This is a genomic window from Hymenobacter lutimineralis, assembly GCF_008271285.1.
Classification (GTDB): Bacteria; Bacteroidota; Bacteroidia; order Cytophagales; family Hymenobacteraceae; genus Hymenobacter; species Hymenobacter lutimineralis.
In genome coordinates this window covers 1-2,611 of record NZ_VTHL01000047.1, presented here as the reverse complement: position 1 = coordinate 2,611, position 2,611 = coordinate 1, and the positions used below count along the sequence as shown (strand labels likewise).

2 protein-coding genes are annotated in these 2,611 nt (G+C 57.6%); both read right to left on the bottom strand.

Features of this window, described 5'->3' with window-relative positions; all coding sequences use genetic code 11:
• Window positions 1-683: 683 nt before the first annotated feature.
• Window positions 684-848 carry a hypothetical protein gene (locus FY528_RS21395; protein WP_187632239.1) on the bottom strand — a complete coding sequence of 55 codons (165 nt, stop codon included), beginning with the start codon at window positions 846-848 and terminating at the stop codon, window positions 684-686.
• Between the two features lie 481 nt (window positions 849-1,329).
• The gene (locus tag FY528_RS21090; protein WP_149072983.1) at window positions 1,330-2,466 is read right to left on the bottom strand and encodes a hypothetical protein; all 1,137 of its coding nucleotides are present in this window, start codon (window positions 2,464-2,466) and stop codon (window positions 1,330-1,332) included.
• Between the last annotated feature and the right edge of the window lie 145 nt (window positions 2,467-2,611).

Below are 2,611 nucleotides of genomic sequence, written 5' to 3'. Positions count from 1 at the left end.
AGCAGCCCTGCACGAGGCCCTGAACTGGATTACCAGCCAAGACGCGCGCAACTGGTTTGACCACTGCGGGTATCACACACAGACCGCCAGGTAAGTGGACGAACCGTTCACGAATCCGCTATAGGTACCCTTTGTCTAGTAGGAATAATACTTCTTAGCGCTTGTGGTGGATTCGCTGGTCCTTATGGCTATGCAGAAGAAGTACATTCCACATGCCAGGTGATACTATTATTCAGCGCCTTACCCGCTTGAAAGCAACGGGTAGGTATGATCATAGATATTCGTTTCAGGATGGGCCAGATACGTATCCGGTAAATTATGTATTCTATTTCTTCTCTCCGCAACATAATTGCATTTTGTAGACGGTCGTCACACCCGGATTTGATAAAGAATCAGCCATGTTCCTAGTCAGCGTGAAAGACCCACGCCCCGAGAGTAAGTGGGTAGATTTAAACCACGGGCTAGATGAAGAGCGTCAGAGAAGAATTATAGCTTGGTTCAATGCAGAGATAAAACCTGTCATTAACTGTAAATGAGCTAGTGTAACAACGGGGTATAGGTAACCAGACTGCATTGTAGCCTGTTGGGTTAGAAATTTTACTTAGGTAAGCGTAACTCGTTCATAAAAAAGAAGTCCAGCAAATCCGCTGGACTTCTTTTTTATGAACGACAAATATCAACCACTACCGCACACCCATCCGGTTCCGCTTCCAGGCCGAGGCGGTAGCAACCGGAGCTTCGGCAGCTGCGGCCGTAGCGCCGGGTTTCTTTTCCGCATGCAGCATGGCCGTGAGCATAGCGGCGAGCCTGGAGGTGGTTTCGTCGGGGGCGGCGGTAGCCCGGATCAATCCAGCAGGGCGCGGGCGGTCCTCACAGGGGCAGCCTTAGACTTTGCGACTGGCCCGTGCCCCTCCGCCACGTTGCCCGCCTGGGTGCCGGTACCACAAAGTCCAGCCCTACTCCTTAGCAACCAGGGGCGGGGCTACCAGCGGGCCACTCTTCAGGCTACTAAGCTGGTACGACGGGCCGTTGGGAATCATATTGGTCTCGTTACCTCACGGGCTGTTTTTGACAATGGGCTGAACTGTGGTTTGCAGGCAACTTTTCAGCGTGATGATAGCGCGGCCAGGTCGCCGTGGGCCCGTCGGTACAGCTTGTGAGTGACGAGGTTGCTGGGATTGGCAGGGCGAGAATGAAAAGGTGACCGGTTCCGGAGTCATTGGTAACACGTGTTTCCGGTACCAGTCACCCATCAAAATAGCTAGGAATAAGTAGCTTACATCAATATGGCTTTCCGCACAACCACTAAGTTGCCTACCTGCACACGGATCAGGCCTGCACGCCACCCGCATCAGCAGTGCTGATGCGGGTGGCGTGCAGGCCTGGCGCCTTCACCGCATTATCGAGGACGCGGATAGTGCGGCCCAGCAGGTCGGTAAGCACCACGCTGGTCTGGGCCGTAGTCTTTACCTGGTAGGCGACTGTCGTTTGGCCTACGCCAGGGTTTGGGTATACGCGCAGGGCCAAGGCTGCTTCGGCTGCTTTGGTGCCCAGCACACCGGTGGCGGTGAGCTGCAGCGTAGCGGCCTGACGGCCCGCAATGGCCGTGAAATCGGGGCTGTGCTGCAGGCTGCCATTGCCATCGGCGCCATTGGCGGGCGCAGTGTTTTGAGGGATAATGTCACTGGAGAAGAAGTCTCCGTCGGCATTATTCTGGAGGGCAAACACCTCCAGCGCGCCACCGGCAGCCGGCAAGCCCAAGCTGGCGCGGCTCATGGAAATTTCGAGGCCGGTAGAGCCGGCGCCGCCCTGGGTGGCTGTACCGGGGTTGGTAGACAGACGGGTGCTGTTGCGAAAGGCTACCACGGCGTTGGCGAACAGCGCGTACGCCCCGGTGGCCTGGGTGGTGCTAATGGTGACGGGGAGTCCCGTCAGCACGTTCACGCCGCTGGCGTTGAGAGGCTTGGTAACGGCTGTAGCCGGCGAGCCGGCACGGTATACCACGCCATCTACCTGCACCTGATTGGCCAGGTCGTTGCCCTTCACCCCAATGGCGAAGTCACCGGGCAAATCCAGCTTGGCCGACACGCGCTTGAAGGAGGTGATAGGTGTATTGGCGGCAGGCTCGGGCAGCGCGGTGCCCACCGGCACGGCCGCCACGCCGGGGCGGGCTACATACAACTGTAGGGAGTTGCGCACGTGATTGAGTGTGCCCGGGGCGCCATCGGTTTCCAGGGTGCCGGCTAGGAAGAAGTACACGTTGGTGGCATCGGCGGTGGCGTAGAGGGCCAGTAGGCCAGCGTCACCAAAGCTGTGCGGGTTGGTATAGCGCCCCAGCAGCTGGTAGCCCGAGGAGCTGATTTCGTTGGCCGACAGCACACCATCTACGGCAATGGTCTGCGCCCGGGCGCTGAGGGAAGCGGCGGCCAGCGCAGCCGCTACGGCGAGGGTAAAGGTTTTATTCATGGGAGAGAAGGGAAGGTGAAGGTGTACGCTTCCCTAGAAAGTGAGCCAGTAGTGAGTAGAGAAAGCCGTAACTTTCACTACCTGACGACTGATAAATGAAAAAGGGACGATTCAGCGAGGCCCAGATTGTGGCCATTCTGCAACA